The sequence below is a fragment of the Schumannella soli genome (assembly GCF_006517435.1).
Classification (GTDB): Bacteria; Actinomycetota; Actinomycetes; order Actinomycetales; family Microbacteriaceae; genus Schumannella; species Schumannella soli.
Window position 1 is genome coordinate 381,130 of the sequence record NZ_VHQG01000001.1, and the last position, 22,713, is coordinate 403,842.

Genomic DNA, 22,713 nt, shown 5'->3' on the forward strand with positions numbered 1-22,713 from the left:
GTCCGAGTCCGGACGGATCTACCGCGAGAACGCACCGACCCCCGCTGTCGCATTCGCTCTCCTGACGACGTCGATTCCGCCGGATCGAGTGAGGGCGCCCGACCTCATGGACACTTTCGATCCACCGATCCGACCCGCAGATCGCCATCCATCCGGGCCACCCGACCTCGTGATTCCGCCCGATCCGCCGATCCCATTCGACTCGCCCGGGATCGCGGCGGACCCCGCCGGCCTGCGCATCCCGATCGACCCCGACCCGGACGCCATCGACCGCTTCTTCGAGCTGCTCGAAATCGAACTCGGTCGCGAACTCGACCCCGCGCCCTTCTGAGCGCCCGTCCGAGGCGGACCCCAGCGAGCGGCGTGCGGTGCGGACCGCAGCCACCCGAGCTGCGAACACGAACACGCCGGCGACCACGCCCGAACCAGCACGACCTCACGAGCACCCGCGAAGGAGCGAGCCGCGCGAGCAAGCCGCGCGAGCACGTCAAGCCACGCGACCACACGCGCGGAGCCGCGAGCGAGAGCCCGTCAGCGCTCGCGCACGCGCACGACGTGACGGAGCGCGGAATCCGCATCACGCTCCGAGAGCTCGAGGAACGCCGGGATGCTGCGTCGGCCAGGCCAGTCATCCGGCAGCAGTTCGAGCGGCAGACCCGGGTCGACGTACGGGATGTCGCGCCACGCATCCACCGCGAGCACATATCGGCGGAAAGCGGCAGCCTCCGCGAGCTCCGACCCCGGCCCCGCCGTCGGCCCCGACACGGCGGGCAGGCCCGCGAGCACCCGCAGGAACTCCTCGTGGCGGGCGGCGATCGCCGGCAGATCCCACCAGGACGCCACGGCGTCCGCGAGCGGCTCGGCCGGGCGCGGGTCATCCGTGTCGAAGAGCACCGCCGACCCGCGCACCGCGAGCTCGACCAGGATCTCCTCGATCTCCTCGGCCAGATACCCGGGTGCGATCCAGAGCCCCGGCGCGACGATGCCGCATCCGATTCCCTGCAGCCGTCGCCGCAGCTGCGCCCGCAGTCCGCGCTGCTGCTCAGGCAGCGAGAACGACAGCAGGCTCCAGGCATCGCCGAGCGCCATGCGCCGCGGCGCGAAGATGCGCCGATCACCGCGCTCGAACATCCGCGACGCGCCCTCCGCGAAGGCGTACCCGGCGACACCGGAGGGGCGCGCCGCGACCAGCACACCCCGCTGCTTCAACCGGGTGAACGCCGAACGGGTCAGCCCGGGCGCCGCCCCGGCATCGGACGCGAGCCGCACGAGGGCGGCCGTCGACAACCACCCGCCCGAGCGCCGCAGATAGAGCCCGACGATCGTCAGCACCAGCGACGGGACGCTGCCCGTGCGCATGCCCAGCTCGTCGACGGGCACGGCGAGCGACGGCACCTCGACCGACCGCGCCGCAGCAGCTCCGGCCAGCGCAGCGCCGGACGCACCGAGCGCGGGCGCGATCACCGCCGACCCGGAGCCGGGCACATCACGGGCCGACCGGTTCACGCCGTCGATCCGGGCGAGGTCGCTCCCGTCGCGGCGGCCCGCAGCTCCTCGCCGATCGCGCGCACGCCCGCCTCGACCTCCGCGAACGTCGTGCTGAGCGGCGACAGTCCGATGCGGATGCCGTCGGGCGCCCGGAAGTCGGGGATCACCCCGCGCTCCCACAGCCGCGCGGTGACCTCGCGGAACGACGGATGCGCGACCGTCAGATGACTCCCCCGCCGCGCTCCGGCCGGCGGCGAGACGAGGCGCGCGCCGTGCGGCAGCACGTGCACCCCGAGCGCCCGCTCGGCGAAATCGGTCAGCGCCCGCGACTTCGCGTGGATCGCCGCGACCCCCGCCTCCTCGACGAGGTCGAGCGTCGCATCCATCGCCTCCATCGCGAGGATGGCCGGGGTTCCGCTGACGAAACGCCGCACATCCGGCGCCGGCTCATAGCCGGGCCCCATCGCGAACACGTCGGCGTGCCCCATCCAGCCCTGGATCGGCTGCCGCAGCTCGTCCTGCAGTGCGGCCCGCACGTAGCCGAAAGCGGGCGCGCCGGGGCCGCCGTTGAGGTACTTGTAGGTGCAGCCGACGGCGAGATCCACGCCCCACTCGTCCAGCCCGATCGGCAGCACGCCGGCGCTGTGGCAGAGATCCCAGACGACGAGGGCGCCCGCCGCGTGCGCCAGCCGGGTGATCTCCGGGACATCGGCCGCGAACCCGGAGCGGTAGGCGACGTGGCTGAGCAGCACGACCGCGGTGCGCTCGCTCAGCACCTCGGCGACGAGCTCGGGCGTCACCCCGCCGGCCGGGTCGGTCGGCACCCAGCGCACCGTCGCGCCGGCCTCGGCGGCGATGCCCTCGACGATGTAGCGGTCGGTCGGGAAGTCGTCGTCGCCGACCACCAGCTCGGTGCGCCCCGGACGCCCCGCGAGCGCCGCCCGCACGAGCTTGTAGATCAGCACGGTCGTCGAGTCGCCGATGAACGTCTGCCCCGGGGCGGCGCCGAGCGCGACCCGGCCGAGACGGTCGCCGAGGTCGAAGGGGCGCCGCATCCACCCCTCATCCCAGCCGCGGATGAGGCGGGTGCCCCAGTCGTGCTCGATGAACCGCGTCATGCGCGCCGCGAGATCGGCGACCGGACGCCCGAGCGAGTTGCCGTCGAGGTACGCGACCACGCCCGGGCTCGCCGCGAAACGGCTCGTGAAGCGCGCCAGCGGATCGGCGGCGTCGAGCGCCGTCGCGACCGCGGCGAGCGCGGCCGTCGGGTCGAAGTCCTCGCCCGACGGGGAACCGGGGACGAGAGTGGATGCGGTGCTCGGATCGGTCACGAGAGGTGCTCCTCGAGGTGGGCGGCGTGCACGGGCTGCGCGCCGAGCAGGGTCGGAATGAGGTCGGCGGCAGGTGCAGAGGACGGGCCCGCACCCGCGCCCACGTCCCCGCCCGCACCCAACGCGGCTCGCGTCGTCGCATCGTCGGGCAGCAGCGAGACCGTCGCACCCCAGGGCGCGAGCAGGCCGCGCCCGTCGAGCGCGTCGAGCAGCGCGGAGGCGTCGAGGCCGGCCGACGCCAGCAACCCGAGCTCACGCGGCTCGAGCTCGCCGTGGTCGAGGTCGTTGCCGGCGTCGGTTCCGTAGACGACCGTGCCGCCGACCGCGACGAAGCGGCGGGTGTTGTCGAGAGCGGTCGACGCCGCGGTACTGAGGCCGGCACCGTGACCGCGCCCGCGCTCGTGGATGTCGAGGGTCGCCACCCAGCGCAGGCCCGCCCCCGCCATCCACGCCAGCAGGGCGTCGTCGAGCCGCTCGGTCCAGGGCGCGTGGGCGAGCGCGCTGACCCCGGCCCGACCGGCGCGCTCGGCCTGGCCGACGCCCTCGACGTGGGCGACCACGGGACGCCGCCGACGCCGCGCGGCCGCGACGATCGCCTCGAGCGTCGCATCGTCGGGCACCGGACCGGCATCCGCGTTGAGCGTGACCTTGACCACGTCGGCGCCGAGCGCGACCTGGGCGGCGACCGCCGCATCCGCCTCGACCGGCGCGGCGACGCCGACGACCGAGCCCGGCGGGGCCCAGCCGCGCGTCGACGGGTAGCCGCCGGGCGCCGTGAGGAACGCGCCCGCGAAGCGGATCTCGGTGCCGGCGAACTCTGCTGCGGGGTCGGCGGCATGCGCTGCGTCGTCGGCCCGCGCGGCCCGCTCGACGATCCGCGCCGGATCCCAGCCCAGATCGAGCACCCGCGCGAGCGAGCCCGACGCGCGGTCGGCGAGCTCCGTCAGGCCCACGTGGACGTGCGCGTCGGTGATCGGCGGCAGCACCGTCGCCCGCAGTCGCGGCGCCGCGGCGGGGTCGGTGCCATCCGCCTCCGCGCGGGCGAGGTCCGCCTCCGAGGCCGGGTGGATGCGGTCGGCGCCGACCGCGAACAGCATGTCGCGCTGCCAGCGGCCGTCGACGCGCGCGAGATCGGCGCGTACGAGACGTGGGGAGCTGTTCTCGGCGTCCTCAGCCAAGGCGCGTCCGCACCGCGTAGAGCTCGGGGAAGAACGTGAGGTTCAGCGCCCGCGCCAGGAAGTCGGCCCCGCTCGATCCGCCGGTGCCGATCTTGCCGCCGATCGTGCGGCCGACGGTGCGCAGGTGCCGGAACCGCCAGAACTGGAAGTTGTCCTCCAGATCGACGAGCTCCTCGCAGCTCTCGTAGACATCCCAGTGCGTCTCCGCGTCGCGGTAGACCGTCTCGATCACATCCACGATCCGCTCGTCGAGCACGTGCGCGACCGTGACATCCCGCTCGGTGATGTCGGCGGGGATGGCGTAGCCGCGCCGCGCCAGCAGTCGCAGGAACTCGTCGTAGAGACTCGGTCGGTTCAGTTCGCGCTCGAGCAGCTCGCGGTTCGCCGGCTCGGCGTCGAAGACCCGCAGCATCTTCGCGTTCTTGTTGCCCAGCCCGAACTCCACGGCCCGGTACTGCGCCGACTGGAAGCCCGACGAGCTGCCGAGCGAGCCGCGGAACTCGGCGTACTCGGTCGGGGTGAGCGTCGCGAGCACGCTCCACTGCTGCGTCAGCACCTCTTGGATGTGCTTGATGCGGGCGATGCGCTTGAGCGCGCCGCGCAGATCGTCGGCGGCGAGCAGGCGGCGGGCGTCATCCAGCTCGTGGATGACGAGCTTCAGCCACAGCTCGGTGGTCTGGTGCTGCACGATGAACAGCAGCTCGTCGTGGTGCTCGGGCTCGCTCACCGGCAGCTGCGCGGCGAGGAGCGTGTCGAGCTGCAGGTAGCCGCCGTAGCTCATCCGGTCGCTCAGGTCGGTGACGATGCCGGCCTCGAGCGGGCGGGTGTTGCCGTTGGCCTGCGCGTTCTCATCGTGCGTGCTCACGGAGCCTCCACGGATGCGCGGCCCGCACCCTGCGCCGGTTCATCCGTAGTGCACGATACGTGCGACCGTCAGAACTATGCAATATGTGACGGCCTCGATGCTCGAGCGGATGCCGTCACGCCTCCAGCGGCGTGAGCAGCAGACGCACACCGAAAGCCGCGAACACGACGGCCACGGCGCCCTCGATGACGCGCTGGGCGCGACGGTACGCGCGGGCGATCGTCTCGGCCGAGAACACGAACGCGTAGGCGCCGAAGATCACGATGCCGCACAGCTCGCAGCAGGCGATGATCAGCAACGGCATCCACGGCTCGGATCCGGCGTGCAGCCCGACCGTCATCGTCGCCGCCCACACGAGCAGGGCCTTCGGGTTGGTGAGGTGCAGCAGGAATCCGCGACGCAGCCAGCCCGCCGACGAGACCGGCGCCGGCGCGGGGTCCGCGACCCCGGTCGCCCCGGCGGTTCCGCGCCCGCGCCCGCGCAGCGCCGACCGCGCGCTGCGCACCGCCAGGTAGATCAGGTATCCGCCGCCGATCACCTTGAGTGCGGTGAGCGCCCCGGCGAAGCTCGTCAGCACCGCCGACAGCCCGGTCGCCGCGAGCACGGCCCAGGTGAGCCCGCCGAGCAGCACGCCGCCGGCGAAGATCAGCGCCGGCCGCCGCCCGTCGCGGGCGGCGATCGTCATGACCGTCAGGTTCGCCGGACCGGGGCTCGCCGTGCCGACGGCGTACGTGACGAGCACGGGTGCGAGGGTCGTCAGGATCACGCGCTCAGCCTGCGCGGTCGAGGGCGCCGTGCGCGCGGGCCAGTTCGATTGCGTGGCCTTCGGCCCGGCGCCGTCGCAGGCTCGACCCCGTCGCAGGGTCGACCCCGTCGCAGGTCCGCGCCATCGCGCATCCCTGCTCAGACCCGCGCCGCCTCCGCCGCGCGGTAGGCGTCGATGAGCGCATCCGGCCCGCCGCGCCAGGGCGCGCCGTGACCCGGGATCACCCAGTCGACGTCGAGGCCGCGCAGCTTTCCGAGCGAGACCGAGGAGTCGTGCTGATCGTCGGTGAAGGGCGCCGGCTGCGGCCCCTCGACCCCGGTCAGCACGTGCCGGGTCGTGAGCTCGTCGCCGACGAACACCGCCCGCAGCGCGGGGGCGAGCACGGCGATGCTGCCCGGCGAGTGCCCGGGCATGCCGATCACGACGGGCGCGCCGGGCAGGTCGAGCACGTCGCCGTCGGCGACCGGCACGACCTCCTTCAGCGGCGGGATGCGCACCATGCCCTTGCGCAGCCCGTAGGCGGCGAAGCCGATCGTCGGGCCGAGCTTCATCGGGTCTCGCGGGGTGGCCGGCGGCTTCGCGCCGCGGGCACGGTCGGCATCCTCCGCCCCGACGTAGACGGGGATGCCGACCTCGCCGCGCAGGCGCTCGGCGAAGCCGATGTGGTCACTGTCGCCGTGCGTGAGCACGATGCCGCGGATGTCGGTGACGGGTCGGCCGAGGGCGTCGAGCTCGCGACGGAGGTCGGCGTAGTGGCCCGGAAGCGCGGCGTCGACGAGCGTGATGCCCTCGGCGGTGACGAGGAGGTGGGCGGCGACGATGTCGTTGCCGATGCGGTGGAGTCCCGGTGCGAGCTGCATGATGGCTAAGGTAGTTAGCTATCGGCGATCCGTCAAGCCCGGATACCGTGACAGCGACGAACAGGAGCGCCCGCCATGCCCACCCCGCCGAAGACCGGAATCGACCAGGTCGTCGCCGCCGCCCGCGCCCTGCTCGAATCGGGCGGACCGGATGCCGTCACCATGAGCGCCGTCGCGGAGCGCGTCGGCGTGCGCTCCCCCAGCCTCTACAAGCACGTGCGCGACCGCCGCGCCCTGCTCGCGGCCGTCGTCGCCGCGACCGTCGACGAGCTCAACGACCGGGTCGAGTCGGCGGCCGATCCCGACGACGCGGCCCGCTCCATCCGCCGCCAGCTGGACGCGCTGCGCGCCTTCGCGCTCGCGCAGCCGCAGGGCTACGGGCTCGTGTTCGGCGTCACCGAGGGCGTCCCGCGTCCGACGCCGGGTGACCTCGAGCGCAGCCTCGCTCCGCTGCTCGCCGCGACGACCGCACTCGTCGGCACGGCGCACGCGCTCGACGCGGCGCGCTTCCTGACCGCCTGGGCGAACGGCTACCTCACGATGCGCCTCAGCGACTCGCTGCAGATGGGCGGCGACCTGGATGCGGCGTGGGACTGGGGCGTCGAGCGCGCCGTCGCGGCGGTGTCGGCGAACGCCTGAGCAGCGCCGGCCGACGACGCCGTCACCGCTCGGAGTGCCACGCCTCCCACAGCCGGCTGTAGGCGCCGCCCGCGGCGAGCAGCTGCTCGGGCGCCCCTGCTCCGCGATGCGGCCGTGGTCGAGCACCACGATCGTGTCGGCGACCGCCGCCTGGTCGAGCCGGTGCGCGATCGTGATCGTGGTCTGCCGGCGGGCGACCCGTCGCACCGCCTCCTCGAGGTCTCCGCCGGCACTCGCGCCCGCCTCCGAACCGGCCTCGTCGAGGATCAGCAGGTGCGGCGCGTGCAGATGGGCCCGGGCGAGCGCCAGCTGCTGCCGACGCGACTCGCTCAGCTCGACCTCCCCGTCGCCGAGCCGCGTGTCGAGACCGTCGCCGAGACGGTCGACCCCGCGATCGGCGAGCACGACCTCGAGGGCATCGGCGAGCGCGGCATCGTCAGCACCGGGCCGCGCCAGCCCCAGATCGTCGCGCAGGGCGCCGGTGAAGACGTGGTTCTCCTGGCTGACCAGCCCGATCCGCACCACGCCCGACCCGAGCCGACGCGCGCCCTCGTGCGGCTCGAGCTCCCCGGTCACAATCGAGGCCAGCGTGCTCTTGAAGCTCTTCCGCGAGGTCAACGAGCAGGGCCGCACGATCGTCGCGGTGCTGCACGACCTCAACCAGGCGGCCCGCTTCGCCGACCGGATCGTGATGATGCGCGACGGCGAGGTCGTCGCCTCGGGCCCGCCCGCCGAGGTCGTGACGGCCGAGAGCGTCGAGCGGGTCTTCGGGCCGGCGTGCACGGTCATCCCTGACCCGCACACGGGCACGCCGATGGTGGTGCCGCGGTAGCGTCCGGCCCTGTTCAGTGCCGATTCAGCGCGCGCACGGCACACTGACGCCATGCGGGTTCTGGTGGTCGACGACGAGGTGCGCCTCGCCGACGGGCTGCGCCGCGGGCTCGAGGCCGAGGGCTTCGCCGTGGATGTCGCCGGCAACGGCGTCGACGGCCTCTGGTACGCCCGCGAGCACGACTACGACGCGATCGTGCTCGACCTGATGATGCCGGGCATGAGCGGCTACGTCGTGTGCCGCACGCTGCGCGCCGAGGGCGACTGGACGCCGATCCTCATGCTCACCGCCAAGGACGGCGAATGGGATGAGGTCGAGGGCCTCGACACGGGCGCCGACGACTATCTGGTGAAGCCGGCGCGCTTCGCGGTCCTGCTCGCCCGGCTGCGCGCCCTCGTGCGCCGCGGCGGTCGTGAGCGGCCGACCGTGCTCGAGCTCGGCGACCTGCGACTCGACCCGGCCGCCCGTCGCGTCGAGCGGGCCGGCGCGCCGATCGAGCTGACCGCGCGCGAGTTCGCCGTGCTCGACTTCCTGCTGCGCCATCGCGACGCCGTCGTGTCGAAGCTCGAGGTGCTCGACGGCGTCTGGGATTCGGCCTTCGAGGGCGATCCGAACATCGTCGAGGTGTACGTCGGTCGGCTGCGCGACAAGATCGACCGGCCGTTCGGGCGCGCGTCGATCGCGACCGTGCGCGGCGCCGGCTACCGGATGAGCGCGGATGGCTGAGGCGACGGCCGATCCGGCGCCGCCTCCGGCCGGCGCCCGGCGACGACGCGGGCTCTCGCTGCGCGCCCGGGTGACGGCCGCCGCCGCCGCGGTGGCGCTCGTGCTGCTCGGCGGCGGGGCTGTCGGCTTCGCCCTGCTGCTGGATGCGCGGATCGTCGACGCCGAGCACGCCCTCGCGGCCGACCAGGCCGAGACCGTCGCCGACCGGCTCGGCGACGACGCGGCCGGCGCTCCGCCCGGCGACGCGCTCGCCGGCCTCGACGACGACGCGATCGTGCAGATCGTGCGCGACGGCCGCATCCTGGCCCAGACCGAGGAGGCGGCCGAGCAGACCGGTGCGCCGCTGCCCGGCGGCGACGGCGCCCGGGTGACGATCGACGACGAACCGCACGTGATCGCCGCCGAGGAGGAGGACGGCAGCACCGTGCTCGTCGCCCGCTCGATCGAGAGCGCCGGCGAGGCGACCTCGGCCGCGATCGCGCTGCTGCTCGTCGCGGTGCCGCTCGCGACGGCGGTGCTCGCGGCGATCGTGTGGTTCGTCACGGGTCGGGCGCTGCACCCCGTCGACCGTCTGCGCGCCCAGGTGGATGCGATCGACCCGTCCGACCTGCGCGCCCGCGTCGCGACGCCGGGCGGCGCCGCCGAGCTCGATCGGCTGACCGCGACCATGAACGCGCTGCTCGAGCGCATCGACACCGCGCAGACGGCGCAGCGCCGCTTCGTCGCCGACGCCTCGCACGAGCTGCGCTCCCCCATCGCGAGCCTGCGCCAGCACGCCGAGCTCGCCGCCGACTACCCGCAGACCACCGATCTGGCGCAGCTCGCCGAGGTCGTCGACGTCGAATCCTCGCGGTTGAACGAGCTGGTGGATGCGCTGCTCGTGCTCGCGCGCTCGGGCGAGCAGTCGGCGACGCGGCGCGAGCCCGTCGACCTGGACGACCTCGTGCTGGCCGAGGCGTCGCGACTGCGAGCCCTCGCCGGCCCCGAGGTGTCGGCCGAGGTCGCAGCGGCTCGGACCCTGGGTGACCCTGCGCTGCTGGCCCGCGCGCTGCGCAACCTCGGCGACAATGCGCGCCGGCACGCGCGCGGACGCATCGCGCTGAGCCTCACGGCGGAGCGCGGCACCGCCGTGATCCGCGTCGACGACGACGGGGCCGGCATCCCGCCCGCCGAGCGCGAACGCGTCTTCGACCGCTTCGTCCGACTCGACGAAGCCCGGTCCCGCGATGCGGGCGGGGCGGGGCTCGGGCTGGCGATCGTCGCGGAGGCCGCGCGCCGACACGACGGCGTCGCGCTCGTCGCCGAGGCGCCGTCGGGCGGCGCCCGGCTCGAGCTGCGCATCCCGATCGTCCAGTAGGGCTACCGCCCGCCCAGCACCGGACCCGCCCAGCGCCAGCATCGGTCCCTGCCGCCTGACAGCGCGTTCAGATCTGTTCAGGCTGGCGACAGCGCCCGGTCGGCAGTCTCGGGGCATGAGCGAGACCAGCACCAGCCCCACCGCCACGACCGCCCCGACCGAGGAGGGTCGCGGCGACGACCACGTCGCGACCGTCGTCGCGGCCGGCCCGCAGCCGACTCCGGCGGCCGACCCGGAAGCCGCGCCCGCGGGTGCCACAGAGGCTGCCGCGGAAGCCGCGCCGGAGACTGCCGCGCCCACGACGGTCACGCCGCGTCGCGGCCGCACCTTGCTGCTGGGTGCCGCACTCGGCGCCGCCGCCGTGCTCGGCCTCGGGGTCGCCGCGACCGGCGTCTCGGCCGTGGGCGAGGCGATCGACGACGGCCCGCTCGGCGCCCTCATCGACTGATCGGGGCCTCGAGCCCTCCGTCCCGCGGCCCCGCTGCCCTCCGACCCCGCGGTCCTGACATCTCCGACGAAAGGAACACCATGTTCACCCGACGCACCTCCCCCGCCCTGATCGGCATCCCGACCCTGCTGGCCGCCGGACTCCTGCTCGCCGGCTGCAGCACCCCCGCTTCGACGGGCGGATCCGGCAGCGGCTCCTCGGCGCCGGCCGGCAGCTCGAGCGCGACCGGCACGACCGGCTCCGCGGGCGCCTCCGCCGGCGAGCTGCGCGACCTCGGGAAGACCGCCCTCGCCTCCGTCGGGGCGGGCACGCTCGTCTCGATCGAGCAGGAGGACGACGGCACCTGGGAAGCGCTCGTGGTGGGCGCCGACGGCGCCGAGACCGAGCTGCGGCTCGCCGACGGCGCGGTCGTCGGCACCCCCTCCGCGAAGCCGGCCGACGCCGAAGACCAGGCCGAGAACGCGCGCTACCTCGGCGCCGCGAAGCTCGACTTCACGGAGGCGGCGACGAAGATCGTCTCCGCGCAGGCGGGATCGATCCGCGAGCTGAACCTCGACGATCACGCGGGAGCGGTCGTCTGGGAGGCCGACGTCATCGACGACACGGGCGCGAAGCACAGCGTGCGCATCGACGCCGCGTCGGGCGCCGTCGTCAGCGCCTCGACCGGAGACAGCGACGACGACTGACCTTCCGGCGCCCCCGCGTCGTTCGTCGACGCGCACGACGAAGAGAGGGCGACCCGGGAATCCCGAGTCGCCCTCTGGCCGGCCGATCCGATCAGGAGGATCGACCCGCGCCTCCCGTGCGGTAACCAGCCGCCGGGACAATCGCTCAGCGGCCGCTTCCGCCGCCGGTCAGCTTGTCCTTGATGTCGCCCGCCGCGTCCTTGACGTCGGCGACCTTCTCCTTCGCCGCGGCGGAGACCTGATCGGCCTTGCCCTCGGCCTCGAGCTTCTCGTTGCCGGTCGCGGCGCCGATCACCTCCTTGCCCTTGCCGGTCAGCTTCTGCGCCGTGTTCTTGATGTCGTCGTCGAGTGCCATGTCGGCGTCCTCTCTTTTCTCTTTCCGGGGTGGGGACGGGCACGGATGCGCCCGGTCAGGTCATGTGGGATTCGGGTATCCGGTTCGTGAGCTCGGCCGCGAGCGGATCACCGGCTCACTCCGCCCGCTGCTCACGGGCGAGGCTCGAGCGCAGGCCGGTGCGCACCCGCACGACGACGGGCACGCACGCGCCGAGGGCGGCATCCAGGTCGTCGATCGCGGTGCGCACGCCGTCCAGCAGCGCGGGCAGGTCGGCGTGCCGGCGGGTCAGCACCGTCACTTTCAGGGCCGTGCGTCCACGCAGGCGGTGCGCGGTGGCGCCGACGCCGACCACGGCGGGGGTCGGGCCGAGCGAGCTCTCGAGCACGTCGCGCACGGCGTGGATGTCGACGCGCACGCCGTCGACGTCGACCACCGTGGCCGTGCCGCCGCGTCCGCGGCTCGCCGCCCACAGCACGGCCAGCACCAAGGCGACGAGCGCGCCGCCGGCGGCGATGCCGGCCACGACGAGGCGGTCGGATCCGTCGAGCAGTGCGTCGAGCCCGAGGCGCGGGGCTGGGGGGACGACCAGACCCGCGACCTCGAGGTGGGCCCGAGCGGCTGCCGGCCACGCGAGCGCCGCGGCGAGCGCGAGCGCGAGCACGCCGACGAGGGCGAGCACGAGCCGGTTCAGGGTGCGGTTGCTGCGGGTCATCGGGCGACCACCCCGTCGCGGGCGACGGTCACGCGCGACCGCAGGCGGGGGCGTGCGGCGAGGGCCGTCGCGAAGGCGGCCGCGGTGTCGTCGAGCTCGGCCTGCACGAGCGGCCTACCGGAGGTCGGGCGCACGAGCACCGCGAGCGAACCGCGCCCGACCGCGGTGCGCACCTGCTCGGCGGCGACGCCCGCGAAGCGTGCGAGGCGACGCGAGACCGCCGAGGCGAGCACGTCGTCGTCGACGAGGATGACGCTGCGCGCGTCGTCGAGACGGTGGCGCGGGCGCCGCTGCGACAGCACCGCGAGCAGCAGGGCGATCACGCCGAGCACGACGAGCGCGCCAGCCGCTGCGAGCACCAGTGGGGCGCCGGTCAGCCAGGCGCTCTCGGCGTCGGCGGGACGCACGAGCAGCGGCAGCAGGCGGAAGCCTGCGAGCACGAGCTCGATCGCGGCATAGGTGACGGCGAGCGCAGCCAGCACAGCGGCGACGCTCGAGGCGACCGAACGCGAGCGATGCATCTCGCGCCGCGCGAGCGTGCGCGCGAAGCGTCCATCGGCATTCGTGCTCATCGTGCTCTCCGTCCTTGTCCTGTCGACCGCCGCGCCGTCGATCGGTCCGCCGCCGCGACGCCGATGATCCGCACCGACACGGAGGAGACCTCGACGCCGGCGATCCGTCCGCCGTCGACGCGCACCGCATCCCGGGCGGCGGCTCCGCTCTCGGCGAGCGAACCCGACTCGGAGCGCCGCGCCGGCGCCGTCACGGCGACAGCGAGACGCCCGCGCTCATCGGCGACGGTCGCCTTCACGTCGCGCGGCCGCACACCGAGGTGCTCGGCCGCAACCGCCGCGAATACGGCACGCAGCGCGCGTTCGGCGATCGACACGCGACCGGGGATGCCGGCGGCACCGGCGAGTTCGCGCACGTCGTCACCGGGCACGTCGCGACCGGGTGCGGCGTCCACCGCCGTCATCGCGCTCATCCGACCCGACGCCCGCGCGCGGCGTCGAACGCCGCCCGCAGGTCGAGCCGACCGGTCACCGCTGCGCCGATCACGGCGCCGACCGCGCCGAGCACGGCGACGAGCACGAGGCCCCAGAATCCGAAGGCGAGCCCGGCGAACGCGAGGGCCACCCCGGCGGCGGCTCCGATGACGACGCCGTTCAGCGCGGTCGTCACTGGACTCGCGCCTCGACCGGCTCGGCGGCGGTGTCCTCACCGGGCACGTGCACGTCGGTGACGATCACGTTGATCTCGGCGATCTGCATGCCGATCAGACCCGTGATCGCCTCGGCGACCGCGGTGCGCACGCCCTCGGCGACGACCTGCAGCGGCTGCGGGTACTCGACGACGATCGTCACGTCGGCGGCGACCTCGGTCTCGCCGACCTCGACCTTGACGCCCTGCGACAGGTCGGTGTTGCCGATCGCGTCGCGCACCGAGCCGATGATGCGCGCGGCGCCGCCGCCGAGGGCGAAGACGCCGGGCACCTCGCGGGCGGCGATGCCGGCGATCTTCGCGACGACCGGATCGACGATCGTGGTCTTGCCCTGCAGGGTCGCGGGGGCGGTGGTGGGGGTGCCGGGCTGAGCCATGGGGTTCTCCTTCTGCGAGTTCTTGCCGCGCGATCATCCGCGCGAACTGTCAGCCGCCGACCGCTCGGGGCGCGGTGGCTTAGGTTGTTCGGGGATGTGACGCATCCGGCACGGGTTTCGTCACGCTGGTTTTGCTGGCAGTCAGCTGGGAGAGGCGGTGACGGGATGAGCGCACTCGACGACGCCGCCGATGCGCTGCTCGCCCAGCGCGCCGCCGACGGCGACGAGATCGCCTTCGCCGTGCTCGTGCGCCGGCACGCCGGCTACCTGCGGGCCTTCGCGATCCGACTGACCCGATCGGGCGCGGATGCCGACGACGTCGTGCAGGAAGCGCTCATCACGGCATGGCGGCGCCTGCCCGAGCTGCGCGAGCCGGCGAAGGTGCGCGGCTGGCTGGCGACGATCGTCGCGCGCAAGGCGACCGACCGCATCCGCTCGCGCCGCGAGACCGACCCGATCGACGAGATCGACCCGGCCGCCGTGACCGACGGCCCCGAGGAGCGGGCTGTGCTGTCGTCGCAGCTGCAGGCGCTCGCGGCCGCCGTCGACACCCTCCCCGACGAGGTGCGGGTGACCTGGACGCTGCGCGAGATCTCGGGCGCGAGCTACGACGAGATCGCCGAGCGGCTCGAGGTTCCCGTCTCCACGGTTCGTGGGCGTCTCGCCCGGGCGCGTGCGCACCTGCTGGAGCAGATGATGGAGTGGAGGCAGACATGACTTCCGCGAACGACACGACAAGCCCCGGCGGCGTCGGCGGCTCCGGGTACGACCTGGAGGCGCTGTCGGCCTACGCCGACCGCGGCCGCACCCCGGCGATCGCCGCGATCGACGGCAACCCGGAGTGCGTCGCCCTGCTCGACTCGATCGACCGCCTCGGCGCGCTCACCCGCGATCTCGTCGCCGACGACGCCGCGGCGCAGCCGGCGCCCGACGAGAACTGGATCCGCGCGCTGCTCGACACGATCAGCCGCGAGGTGCGCGCCGGGCGCGACATCCCCTTCCCCGACACCGGCGAGGATGCGCGCTACGTCGTCACCGAGGGCGCGATCCGTCAGCTGCTGCGCGAGACCGGCGACGCCGTCGACGGCGCTCTGGTCGGCCGGGTCGGCCTGCGGATCGTCGACGAGACCCGCGCCGAGGTGGAGCTGAGCATCAGCGTCGCGGCGGGTCGGCGTCTCGACCCGATCGCCGCCGCGGTGCGCGACCGGGTGGCCGCGGCGCTGCGGCGCTCGACGCCGCTCGAGCCGGACCGCATCGACATCACGATCGACGACGTGCACGTCGCCGCGCCCGCGGCGACCGACACCGCAGCGCCGACGACAGCCGAACCCGGATCGGAGCCGCGATGAGCGACCGCATCTCCTCCTCCGCGCCCGCCGAGGATGGCGACGCCCCCGCAGCCGACGAGCTCGGCTTCGCGATCGACGCGGCCGTTCTGGCCGTACCCGGGGTGCAGCGCCTGTTCCCCGCCGACCCGGCCGCCCTGCGCGCGCTGCAGCAGGTCGCCGGCGACGGCGCCGCCCGCCCGGCGAGCGCCGTGCGCTCCGGCTCGGCGACGATCAGCGTCGCGATCGACGACGCGCTGCCGACGCGCGAGGTGTGCGACGAGCTGACCGCCCGAGTGCGCGAGGTCGCCGGGCCGGTGCCGGTGGAGATCCGGGTGTCGCGCATCCACGTCGATCGCCTCTGACCCCCGGACAGCCGACCGTCGGCGCTTCAGCGAGCGCGCCACAGCAGCGCGCTGAGGCGGATCGCCGACACGAGGAAGAAGACGCCGCCGAGCGTGGCGTAGCCGGCGATCCCGGTCGCGCTCGCTGCTCCGCCGAGGCCCTGGAACAGGAACCCGAGGCCCGCGAACACCGAGATGCCGCCGCTCAGCACCTGCGGAATCTGCCCTCCAGCGCGACGGCGCAGCAGCGCGGCGGCGAGCTGGGCGATGCCGGCCACGACAGCCCAGACGCCCCAGACGGCGAGCGCGGCGCCGATCGAGGCGGTGGATGCCCAGCCCAGCGCGACCGCGGCGACGACGCTCATCGCGACGTTGATCCACTCGGCGACGCGCGAGCTCGAGCCGCCGCGCTCGGCGCGGAGCTGCCAGATCACGGCGGCCGCGTCGACGAGGGGGTAGACGATCAGCAGGGTCGTGAACAGCGGCCCGGGGGCGGCCGCCGACGCGACGGCGACGAGCGCGATCGCCCAGACCACGGCGACGCCGAAGCGGAGGAAGTACAGCCGCCGCAACGCCGAGGCGAGCGGAGGGAGCGGCGTGGATGCGGAGGTCTCGGGGGCGGTGCCGATGTCGGTCATGGGGTTCCTTCCGTGGGGTCCGATCGGATCGATCGCGTAGTAGAGTTACTAGTACGTCTACATGCAGGAACCTAGACTGCATCCCGGCGGATCCGCAAGCCGCCTCGAGAACCGGAGCCCCGCATGACCGCCGCAGCGACCCGCGAGCGCATCCTCGACGCCGCCACCGCGCGCTTCGCGACCCAGGGCATCCGCGCCACGAGCGCCGACCGCGTGATCGACGACGTCGGCGTGACCAAGGTCACCTTCTACCGGCACTTCCGCTCGAAGAGCGATCTCGTCGTCGCCTACCTCCAACGCCAGGCCGAGGGCGAGAGCGGCTGGATGCGCTCCGAGCGCCGCGCGGGCGACCCGCGCGCGACCCTCCACGCCCTCGCGACCGGCATCGGCGCCGCGAGCTGCTCCCCCGGATTCCGCGGCTGCCCGTTCATCAACGCCGCCGCCGAGTTCCCCGACGCCGACGACCCGGTGCGCGCGGTCGTCACCGCGCATCGAGAGTGGATGCGCGGGCAGTTCGCCGAGATCGCCGCCGAGGCCGGCATCCCCGACTCCGCGGCCGCCGCGACGCGGCTCATGCTGCTGCGCGACGGCGCCATGGTGAACGGCTACCTCGCCGACCCGGCGACGATCGCCGATGCGCTCGACGCGGCCTTCGCCGCCGTGCTCGACGCCGGCTGAACGACAACGGGCCGCCTGCACGAAGCCGGCGACCCGTCATCCGATCAGCGCATCAGGCGATCAGCACATCAGCAGATCAGCGCATCCAGCGCACCGTTCAGAGCGTCGCCGTGTCGATCACGAAGCGGTAGCGCACGTCGCTCGAGAGCACGCGCTCGTAGGCGTCGTTGATCTGGTCGGCGGAGATGAGCTCCGTCTCGGGCGCGATGCCGTGCTCGGCGCAGAAGTCGAGCATCTCCTGCGTCTCGGCGATCGAGCCGATGCTCGAGCCGGCGAAGGTGCGGCGGTTGCCGAACAGCGTGAACACGTGCACCGGCAGCGCCTGCGGCGGGGCGCCCACGTTGACCATCGCGCCGTCGAGGCGCAGCAGGCGCAGGTAGGCGTCGATGTCGAGCGGGGCGCTGACCGTGTTGATGATCAGGTCGAAGTGGTTGCGCAGCTCGGAGAAGGTCGCCGGGTCGCTCGTCGCGAAGTAGTGCTCCGCGCCGAAGGCGAGGCCGTCCTCCTGCTTCGACAGCGTCTGCGACAGCACGGTCACCTCGGCGCCCATCGCGGCCGCGATCTTGACCGCCATGTGGCCGAGGCCGCCCATGCCGACGACCGCGACCCGCCTGCCCGGGCCGGCGTTCCAGTGCGCGAGCGGGGAGTAGGTGGTGACGCCGGCGCAGAGCAGCGGCGCCGCATCCGCGTAGGGGATCGACTCGGGCACCCGCAGCACGAAGTCCTCGTCGACCACGATGTGGGTCGAGTAGCCGCCCTGCGTGATCGTGCCGTCGCGGTCGACGGCCGTGTAGGTGCCGGTGTTGCCCTTCAGGCAGTAGTTCTCCATGCCGGCGAGGCAGTTCTCGCACTCGCGGCAGGAGTTCACCATGCAGCCGACGCCGACGCGCTGCCCGACGGCGAACTTCGTGACCTCGGATCCGACCTCGGTCACCTCGCCGACGATCTCGTGGCCGACGACCTGCGGGTAGGCGATCTCGCCCCACTCGCCGCGCACGGTGTGGATGTCGGAGTGGCAGATGCCGGCGTAGCGGATGGCGATCAGCACATCCTTCGCACCGACGTCGCGGCGCTCGATCGTGATGGGGACCAGGGGTTCGGTCGCCGACGGGGCGGCGTAGGCGTTGACGGTGAGCAACGGTTCTCCTCGGGGTGGTGAGGTCGTGGTGGTGTGACGCCGGTCGGTTCCGGGATGACGGAACGGGGTGGGGGTGAGCGGGGTCGTCGACCATCAGACCAGACGCCGGCTGTGCGTGCGACGCCCTGCTGTGAGGTGTACCGACAGGGCACCCCTCGCGCCGACGAGAGCACCCCGCGAGTGCCTAGAGTGCCCCCATGGACACGAGAGCCGACGTGCGCGAGTTCCTCATGACGCGCCGCGCGCGCCTCGCGCCCGAGCAGGTCGGGCTCGTCGGCGGCGGCACCCGCCGGGTCGCGGGCCTGCGCCGCAGCGAGGTGGCCGCCCTCGCCGGACTCAGCGCCGAGTACTACGCCAAGCTCGAGCGCGGCGACATCGGCGGCGCCTCGGCGTCGGTGCTGGATGCGATCGGCACGGCCCTGCGCCTCGACGACACCGAGCGCGCCCACCTGCTCGATCTCGCGCGGGCGCAGGACGGCATCCCCACCTCCGGTCGCACCCGGCGTCGCCCCACGGCCCCGACCGCACCGCGCCCCGCGCTCGCCTGGGCGCTCGACGCGGTGACCGACGGCATCGCCTTCGTGCGCAACTCCCGGCACGACGTCGTCGCGACGAACCTGCTCGGCCGCGCCTTCTACGCGCCGGTCATCGGGGACGGCGGGCGCACGCCGAACCTGGCGCGCTTCCAGTTCCTCGACCCGGCATCCCGCGACTTCTACCCCGAGTGGGATCGCTTCGCCGACATGTGCGTCGCGGTCATGCGCGCCGAGGCGGCCCGCGACCCGCACGATCGCGGCTTCCAGGATCTGGTGGGCGAGCTGTCGACGCGCAGCGAGGTCTTCCGCACGCTCTGGGGCCGCCACGATGTGCGGCAGCACGGGGCGGGGATGAAGCGCTTCACGCATCCGGTCGTCGGCGAGCTGACCCTGGCCTACGAGGAGCTCGCGATCACCGCCGAGCCGGGGACGATCATGATGATCTACTCGGCCGAGCCGGGCTCGCCGTCGGCCGAACGGCTGCGGCTGCTGGCGTCGTGGGCGCGCACCGAGGGGATGACGCCGTACGCGGCCGGCATGGTGGCGCCGATCGCCGACGACGAGTCGTCGATCGCCGGCGAGAAGACGCGGGCCGCTTCGCTAGGTTGAGCCCGTGATCGGCATCGTGCTCGCGGCTCTGCTGTGGGGCACGACCGGCACCGCCGCGACGCTCCTGCCGCGTGACGTGAATCCGCTCGCAACCGGGGCCGCGACCATGGCGATCGGCGGGCTGCTGCTCGGGGCGCTCACCGGGCGCGGCGGCATCCGCTTGTTGCGCGAGCGCGCCGCGCGGCCGTGGATCGCACTCGGCGCGCTCGCGGTCGTCGCCTATCCGCTCGCCTTCTACAGCGCGATGTCGCTCGCCGGCGTCGCGGTCGGCAACGTCGTGGCGCTCGGCAGCGCTCCCGTGTTCGCAGCCGTGCTCGAGAGGTGGATCGCGCCACGCGGGCACCGGTCGCCGCTGACGAGGACGTGGATGATCGCCGCCGGCGTCGCGGTCGTCGGCATCGTGCTGCTCGCCCTGTTCGGTCACGACACCTCGGGGGCCGGACGCGCGGGCGCCGTCACCGGAGGATCCGCCGCCGGCTCCTCGACGGGTCTCGGCGTGCTGCTCGGGCTCGTCGCGGGCCTCGCCTACGCGACGTACACCTGCACGGCCGCCCGCCTCATCCGCACCGGCCGCCGCTCGTCGATGGTCGTCGGCGTGCAGTTCGGCGTCGGCGGTCTGCTGCTCGTGCCGGTGCTGCTCGCGACCGGCGCACCCCTCCTGTTCAGCGATACCCCGTCGGCGGTCGCCGACTCGCCGCTGCACGCGCTGCTCGGCCAGCCGCCGGCCCTGCTCGTCGTCGCCTACCTCGCACTCGGGCCCATGTTCGCCGCCTACCTGCTCTTCGGCCGCGGGCTCCGCACCGTCGCGAGCTCGCGCGCCACCACGATCACCCTGCTCGAGCCCTTCGTGGCGACCCTGCTCGGCGTCGTCGCGGTCGGCGAGCGCCTCGCGCCGCTCGGCTGGCTCGGGCTCGCGCTGGTGCTCGCCGGGGTGGTCGTGGATGCGGTGGTCGCCGCACGCGGGCAGGCCCGCAACCTTTAGCAGGCGCGGGGATCGAGGTCAACGGTCGCCGACGCTCGCAGGATCTTCGTATGCTGAATGGCTGACTGCCGACCTCGCACAGGAGGGCACCGAATGCCGTACCGCGCCGAAGAGACGATCCAGCGCTGGGTCGCCGAGTTCCTCGATCTCGGCTACGACTCGCGCGGACTGGTGCGCGTGCTCCCGCAGGACCCGGTCGACGGCGACAACGCCGGACTCGTCGCCGTGCGACTCGAGTCGATCGACACGTCGATCTTCATCCAGCCGCGCGAAGTGGGCAGCTACGACTGGGTGACGACGCTCGACGAGGAGGAGAAGATGCGCGAGTTCACCGCCGCGCAGCTGGCGGCCCTCTCGGCTGAACTCGTCATGGTCTCGGCGCTGACCGCGTTCCTGCAGGCCAAGTCTCTCGAGCTGACCGCCGAGAATCGTGGCGCGGGGGTTCGCGACAGCGGCTGACGCGGCGCGAGATGCCGCACCTGCCGCTGCAGCGACGCCGAGCCACGTGTCGGCGCCATCCTGTGCGGCGGCGGTGCGTCACGACGGCCCGGCACGCGATGCACCAGACTCACCCGTGAGAGCGGATGCTCCCCGTCGCCTCCGTTCCGGGAGGTCGGCCGCGGACTCCTCGAAGGGGGCCCGCGATGCCGTATCGCGCCGAGTCGACGATCCAGCGCTGGGTGACCGAGTTCCTCGGTCTCGGCTACGACGCCCGCGGAACGATCAGCGTGCTGCCGCACGACATCGCCGGGGGTGAGAACTCCGGGCTGGTCTCGGTGCGTCTGCAGTCGATCGACACGTCGATCTTCATCCAGCCGCGCGAGGTCGACAGCCACGAGTGGACGACCACGCTGGATGAGTCCGAGAAGATGCGGGAGTTCAGCGCATCCCAGCTGGCTGCCCTGTCGGCGGAGCTGATCATGGTCTCGGCGCTCACCGCGTTCCTGCAGGCGAGGTCGCTCGAGCTGACCGCCGCGAATCGCGCCGCCGGCCTGCGCGACGAGGGCTAGCCCGTCGGGCCTGGTCGACCCGCAGCGCTCACGGTCTTCGCGACGCTCCCCGTTCGCCACCCAGGACATACCCGCTCGACGAGACCCTCAGCACCGTCGCCGCCGGCACCGCCGGGGACCTCCACGGCAACGCGATCACGCTCGTGCAGCCGCATGTCAGCCGAGCTCGCGGTCGCCCCAGCTCGCGAGCTGCGCATCGCGCGGACCCTCGACCAGGCGCGACGGCGTGCCGAACACCCGGGTCGGATGCCGCGCATCCCACGCGGGCCAGCCCGGGTCGCCGGTCGTCGCGAAGCGCACCCAGGCGGCGTGCATCTCGTCGGCGAGCGCCTGCGGCGCGTCGGGTCCGGCGAAGCGCGTCCAGTCGGGCGAGCGCAGCCGGTCGAAGACGAAGCCGATCTCGAGCACATGCGTCGCTCCGAGGTCGCGCACGCTGGTGCGCCATCCGAACTCGTAGACCCAGGTGGGCGCGGCCTCGCGGGCCGCGCGCGCATCCGCCACCCGATACCAGGGGAGGCGGGCCGTGAGGTCGATCGCGAGCTGGCCGAACAGGTCGGTGCGGCCGATGCCGGGGCGCGCGCGACGGTAGGCGGCGACGACGGCGCGCCCGATGCGGAACCGCAGCCGCACGGCCGCGAACAGCAGCGCCGAGATCGGCGAGGTCGCTGGGTGCGCCCACAGCCGGTGCTCCTCGTCGTTCCAGCCGATGAGCACGGGGATGTCGTCGCCTGCTCCGGCGAGCGCGGCCGGCCCCGGCGCGGCGGGCACGAGGTCTCCCCCGATCGCGTTCGCGTAGCCGGGTCCGCCGTTGATCGGGCTCGACCCGGCGCGCACCTGCTCATCGGCCGCGAGGAGCTTCTCGAGCGGGACCGAGGCGAAGCCGGCGCGCGTCGCGGGCACGTCGAGCTTCTTCGCGACCGCCCGCGTGATCCGGCCCGCCGACTCGGGCGTCTGGCCGCTCAGCATCCCGCTCTGCACGATCGCCCGGTCGAAGAGGTCGCGCGCATTCGGCGCCGCGATCAGGGCGCTGATCGCGACACCGCCCGCCGACTCCCCGAACACGGTCACCCGAGCGGGGTCGCCGCCGAAGGCCCCGATCTCGGCCCGCACCCAGCGCAGCGCCGCCGCGAGGTCGGCGAGGCCGAGATTCAGCGGGGCATCCTCGAGCACCGAGAAGCCCTCCGGCCCGAGCCGGTAGTTCACGCTCACCAGCACGACGCCGTCGCGGGCGAACGCGGTGCCGTCGTAGCCGTCGAGGGCGTTCGAGCCGTGCACGTACGAGCCGCCGTGCACCCACACCATGACGGGCGCATCCGTCGCGCCGGACGGCGCCCACACGTTCACGTTGAGGTACTCGTCGCCGGGGATGATCTCGTTCGCGAGGATCTCGGCGATCGCCGGCGAGTAGTCGGTCTGCGGCGCGGTGGGCCCGTACTCGGTCGCGCGCCGCACGCCGTCCCATGCCGGCGCGGGCGCCGGCTCCCGCCAGCGCAGCTCGCCGACCGGCGCCGCCGCGTAGGGGATGCCGAGGTAGCGGTCGACGCCGCCCTGCCGTGTGCCCGCGAGCGCCCCGGTCGAGATGCGCGTGCTGACCGGCTCGCTCGGCGTCGCTGACGTCACGCCCGTCATC

30 protein-coding genes and 1 pseudogene are annotated in these 22,713 nt (G+C 73.8%); 15 read left to right on the plus strand and 16 right to left on the minus strand.

All coding sequences use genetic code 11. From position 1 onward, the window contains the following. Positions 1 to 331: hypothetical protein (locus FJ657_RS01715; RefSeq protein WP_219995840.1), on the plus strand; the 331-nt coding region annotated here is incomplete at its 5' end. A 200-nt stretch (positions 332 to 531) separates the two neighbouring features. On the opposite strand, the gene FJ657_RS01720 is transcribed toward FJ657_RS01715, so the two are convergent. The 6 genes from FJ657_RS01720 to FJ657_RS01740 all read right to left on the minus strand — a co-directional run bounded on the left by FJ657_RS01720 (position 532) and on the right by FJ657_RS01740 (position 6,488). Next, the gene (locus FJ657_RS01720) at positions 532 to 1,506 is read right to left on the minus strand and encodes a PaaX family transcriptional regulator (RefSeq protein ID WP_141161958.1); all 975 of its coding nucleotides are present in this window, start codon (positions 1,504 to 1,506) and stop codon (positions 532 to 534) included. Beyond that, positions 1,503 to 2,819: a kynureninase gene (locus FJ657_RS01725; RefSeq protein WP_141161959.1), complete on the minus strand. Its 1,317-nt coding sequence runs from the start codon at positions 2,817 to 2,819 to the stop codon at positions 1,503 to 1,505. Before FJ657_RS01725 ends, FJ657_RS01720 begins: the two co-directional genes overlap by 4 nt. Then, the gene (locus tag FJ657_RS16980) at positions 2,816 to 3,997 is read right to left on the minus strand and encodes an amidohydrolase family protein (protein ID WP_181408827.1); all 1,182 of its coding nucleotides are present in this window, start codon (positions 3,995 to 3,997) and stop codon (positions 2,816 to 2,818) included. The genes FJ657_RS01725 and FJ657_RS16980 overlap by 4 nt, the downstream gene beginning before the upstream one ends. Beyond that, positions 3,990 to 4,778 carry a tryptophan 2,3-dioxygenase gene (locus tag FJ657_RS01730; RefSeq protein ID WP_141162672.1) on the minus strand — a complete coding sequence of 263 codons (789 nt, stop codon included), beginning with the start codon at positions 4,776 to 4,778 and terminating at the stop codon, positions 3,990 to 3,992. The genes FJ657_RS16980 and FJ657_RS01730 overlap by 8 nt, the downstream gene beginning before the upstream one ends. Positions 4,779 to 4,977: 199 nt before the next feature. Beyond that, positions 4,978 to 5,628, minus strand: a complete 651-nt coding sequence (locus FJ657_RS01735; RefSeq protein ID WP_219995841.1) for a LysE family translocator — start codon at positions 5,626 to 5,628, stop codon at positions 4,978 to 4,980. 137 nt (positions 5,629 to 5,765) lie between these two features. Continuing rightward, positions 5,766 to 6,488 (minus strand): MBL fold metallo-hydrolase, encoded by a 723-nt coding sequence (locus tag FJ657_RS01740; RefSeq protein ID WP_141161960.1) that lies wholly within the window; start codon positions 6,486 to 6,488, stop codon positions 5,766 to 5,768. A gap of 75 nt (positions 6,489 to 6,563) precedes the next feature. Here FJ657_RS01740 and FJ657_RS01745 point away from each other — a divergent pair, with 75 nt between their 5' ends. After that, positions 6,564 to 7,127 (plus strand): TetR/AcrR family transcriptional regulator, encoded by a 564-nt coding sequence (locus FJ657_RS01745; RefSeq protein WP_141161961.1) that lies wholly within the window; start codon positions 6,564 to 6,566, stop codon positions 7,125 to 7,127. Between the two features lie 312 nt (positions 7,128 to 7,439). On the opposite strand, the pseudogene FJ657_RS17535 reads toward FJ657_RS01745, so the two are convergent. Next, a pseudogene (locus tag FJ657_RS17535) lies at positions 7,440 to 7,760 on the minus strand (hypothetical protein); the annotation flags it as partial. Between FJ657_RS17535 and FJ657_RS17265 the strand changes: the two are divergent. The 5 genes from FJ657_RS17265 to FJ657_RS01770 all read left to right on the plus strand — a co-directional run bounded on the left by FJ657_RS17265 (position 7,717) and on the right by FJ657_RS01770 (position 11,176). Next, positions 7,717 to 7,959 (plus strand): ATP-binding cassette domain-containing protein, encoded by a 243-nt coding sequence (locus FJ657_RS17265; RefSeq protein ID WP_369407389.1) that lies wholly within the window; start codon positions 7,717 to 7,719, stop codon positions 7,957 to 7,959. The pseudogene FJ657_RS17535 and the gene FJ657_RS17265 overlap by 44 nt on opposite strands. Before the next feature lie 51 nt (positions 7,960 to 8,010). Next, positions 8,011 to 8,685 (plus strand): response regulator transcription factor, encoded by a 675-nt coding sequence (locus FJ657_RS01755; RefSeq protein WP_141161962.1) that lies wholly within the window; start codon positions 8,011 to 8,013, stop codon positions 8,683 to 8,685. Next, positions 8,678 to 10,042, plus strand: coding sequence for a sensor histidine kinase (locus FJ657_RS01760; protein WP_141161963.1), 1,365 nt, complete (start codon positions 8,678 to 8,680; stop codon positions 10,040 to 10,042). The genes FJ657_RS01755 and FJ657_RS01760 overlap by 8 nt, the downstream gene beginning before the upstream one ends. 115 nt (positions 10,043 to 10,157) lie before the next feature. After that, the gene (locus FJ657_RS01765; protein ID WP_141161964.1) at positions 10,158 to 10,490 is read left to right on the plus strand and encodes a hypothetical protein; all 333 of its coding nucleotides are present in this window, start codon (positions 10,158 to 10,160) and stop codon (positions 10,488 to 10,490) included. A gap of 80 nt (positions 10,491 to 10,570) precedes the next feature. Continuing rightward, a complete protein-coding gene (locus tag FJ657_RS01770; protein ID WP_141161965.1) occupies positions 10,571 to 11,176 on the plus strand; it encodes a PepSY domain-containing protein in 606 nt (201 codons plus the stop codon). Positions 11,177 to 11,321: 145 nt separating this feature from the next. Here the strand turns inward: FJ657_RS01770 and FJ657_RS01775 are convergent, their stop codons facing one another. From FJ657_RS01775 to FJ657_RS01800, 6 genes are all read right to left on the minus strand, one after another. Further along, positions 11,322 to 11,531, minus strand: coding sequence for a CsbD family protein (locus FJ657_RS01775; protein WP_141161966.1), 210 nt, complete (start codon positions 11,529 to 11,531; stop codon positions 11,322 to 11,324). A gap of 115 nt (positions 11,532 to 11,646) precedes the next feature. Further along, positions 11,647 to 12,225 carry a hypothetical protein gene (locus tag FJ657_RS01780; protein WP_141161967.1) on the minus strand — a complete coding sequence of 193 codons (579 nt, stop codon included), beginning with the start codon at positions 12,223 to 12,225 and terminating at the stop codon, positions 11,647 to 11,649. Then, the gene (locus FJ657_RS01785; protein ID WP_141161968.1) at positions 12,222 to 12,797 is read right to left on the minus strand and encodes a hypothetical protein; all 576 of its coding nucleotides are present in this window, start codon (positions 12,795 to 12,797) and stop codon (positions 12,222 to 12,224) included. The genes FJ657_RS01780 and FJ657_RS01785 overlap by 4 nt, the downstream gene beginning before the upstream one ends. Further along, a complete protein-coding gene (locus FJ657_RS01790; protein ID WP_141161969.1) occupies positions 12,794 to 13,201 on the minus strand; it encodes a hypothetical protein in 408 nt (135 codons plus the stop codon). The genes FJ657_RS01785 and FJ657_RS01790 overlap by 4 nt, the downstream gene beginning before the upstream one ends. 5 nt (positions 13,202 to 13,206) lie before the next feature. After that, positions 13,207 to 13,407, minus strand: a complete 201-nt coding sequence (locus tag FJ657_RS01795) for a hypothetical protein (RefSeq protein WP_369407390.1) — start codon at positions 13,405 to 13,407, stop codon at positions 13,207 to 13,209. Then, on the minus strand, positions 13,404 to 13,823 hold the full coding sequence (locus FJ657_RS01800; protein WP_141161970.1) for an Asp23/Gls24 family envelope stress response protein: 420 nt from the start codon (positions 13,821 to 13,823) through the stop codon (positions 13,404 to 13,406). The genes FJ657_RS01795 and FJ657_RS01800 overlap by 4 nt, the downstream gene beginning before the upstream one ends. Positions 13,824 to 13,988: 165 nt before the next feature. Here FJ657_RS01800 and FJ657_RS01810 point away from each other — a divergent pair, with 165 nt between their 5' ends. From FJ657_RS01810 to FJ657_RS01820, 3 genes are read left to right on the plus strand one after another with little or no spacing between them, the layout of a single operon-like run. Then, positions 13,989 to 14,540 (plus strand): RNA polymerase sigma factor, encoded by a 552-nt coding sequence (locus FJ657_RS01810; RefSeq protein ID WP_141161971.1) that lies wholly within the window; start codon positions 13,989 to 13,991, stop codon positions 14,538 to 14,540. Then, entirely contained in the window at positions 14,537 to 15,172 is a 636-nt protein-coding gene (locus FJ657_RS01815; protein ID WP_141161972.1) for an Asp23/Gls24 family envelope stress response protein, read from the plus strand. The genes FJ657_RS01810 and FJ657_RS01815 overlap by 4 nt, the downstream gene beginning before the upstream one ends. Then, on the plus strand, positions 15,169 to 15,513 hold the full coding sequence (locus tag FJ657_RS01820) for a hypothetical protein (protein ID WP_141161973.1): 345 nt from the start codon (positions 15,169 to 15,171) through the stop codon (positions 15,511 to 15,513). The genes FJ657_RS01815 and FJ657_RS01820 overlap by 4 nt, the downstream gene beginning before the upstream one ends. A 26-nt stretch (positions 15,514 to 15,539) precedes the next feature. On the opposite strand, the gene FJ657_RS01825 is transcribed toward FJ657_RS01820, so the two are convergent. Beyond that, the gene (locus FJ657_RS01825; protein WP_141161974.1) at positions 15,540 to 16,130 is read right to left on the minus strand and encodes a hypothetical protein; all 591 of its coding nucleotides are present in this window, start codon (positions 16,128 to 16,130) and stop codon (positions 15,540 to 15,542) included. Positions 16,131 to 16,253: 123 nt separating this feature from the next. On the opposite strand from FJ657_RS01825, the gene FJ657_RS01830 reads away from it, so the two are divergent. Next, complete coding sequence (locus FJ657_RS01830) at positions 16,254 to 16,808, plus strand: TetR/AcrR family transcriptional regulator (protein ID WP_141161975.1); 555 nt, start codon at positions 16,254 to 16,256, stop codon at positions 16,806 to 16,808. Positions 16,809 to 16,905: 97 nt separating this feature from the next. Here FJ657_RS01830 and FJ657_RS01835 read toward each other — a convergent pair whose 3' ends face one another. Next, positions 16,906 to 17,946: an NAD(P)-dependent alcohol dehydrogenase gene (locus FJ657_RS01835; protein ID WP_141161976.1), complete on the minus strand. Its 1,041-nt coding sequence runs from the start codon at positions 17,944 to 17,946 to the stop codon at positions 16,906 to 16,908. A 197-nt stretch (positions 17,947 to 18,143) separates the two neighbouring features. Between FJ657_RS01835 and FJ657_RS01840 the strand changes: the two genes are divergently transcribed. The 4 genes from FJ657_RS01840 (at position 18,144) to FJ657_RS01855 (ending at position 21,083) form a co-directional block, all read left to right on the plus strand. Next, positions 18,144 to 19,091 (plus strand): helix-turn-helix transcriptional regulator, encoded by a 948-nt coding sequence (locus FJ657_RS01840; RefSeq protein ID WP_141161977.1) that lies wholly within the window; start codon positions 18,144 to 18,146, stop codon positions 19,089 to 19,091. Between the two features lie 4 nt (positions 19,092 to 19,095). Continuing rightward, a complete protein-coding gene (locus FJ657_RS01845; protein ID WP_141161978.1) occupies positions 19,096 to 20,073 on the plus strand; it encodes a DMT family transporter in 978 nt (325 codons plus the stop codon). A 93-nt stretch (positions 20,074 to 20,166) separates the two neighbouring features. Next, complete coding sequence (locus FJ657_RS01850; protein WP_141161979.1) at positions 20,167 to 20,532, plus strand: hypothetical protein; 366 nt, start codon at positions 20,167 to 20,169, stop codon at positions 20,530 to 20,532. A 185-nt stretch (positions 20,533 to 20,717) separates the two neighbouring features. Beyond that, positions 20,718 to 21,083, plus strand: coding sequence for a hypothetical protein (locus tag FJ657_RS01855; protein WP_141161980.1), 366 nt, complete (start codon positions 20,718 to 20,720; stop codon positions 21,081 to 21,083). Between the two features lie 156 nt (positions 21,084 to 21,239). Here the strand turns inward: FJ657_RS01855 and FJ657_RS01860 are convergent, their stop codons facing one another. Beyond that, the gene (locus FJ657_RS01860; protein WP_255447077.1) at positions 21,240 to 22,703 is read right to left on the minus strand and encodes a carboxylesterase/lipase family protein; all 1,464 of its coding nucleotides are present in this window, start codon (positions 22,701 to 22,703) and stop codon (positions 21,240 to 21,242) included. Positions 22,704 to 22,713 lie beyond the last annotated feature (10 nt).